General features: G+C 48.9%; 1 pseudogene. It reads left to right on the plus strand.

Going from position 1 to position 366, the window contains the following annotated elements:
• A pseudogene (locus tag AB4585_RS27220) lies at positions 1 to 366 on the plus strand (ribonuclease E); the annotation flags it as partial.

Raw genomic sequence — 366 nt, forward strand, 5'->3', positions numbered from 1 at the left:
AAAGAAGAGAAACCGGCTGTTGAAGAAAGCAAGCCAAAACCGCAACGTCGCGATCGCAACGATAACCGTCGTCGCAATAACCGTGATAACCGTCGTCGTAACAACCGTCCAAACCGTAACAAGTCTGAGAACGAAGAGACCACGACAGAAGCACCTCGCGACCAAACACCTCGCGAACAAGCACCTCAACAAGATGCACCTCGTAAAGAGAACAAGCGTAAACCTCGTAAAGAGAGAAAAGCGCCAAGCAAAGTTGAAGAGCAAGGTAAGCAAATTGCCGAGCAAGCTCAGCAAGAGCCTGAAGCGAAGAACGACAAAGAAACCAAGACAAGTCAGGTTAAACAACGTCGTCAACGTCGTCAGATG

Source organism: Vibrio sp. 10N.222.49.C9 (assembly GCF_041474985.1).
GTDB lineage: Bacteria > Pseudomonadota > Gammaproteobacteria > Enterobacterales > Vibrionaceae > Vibrio > Vibrio crassostreae_C.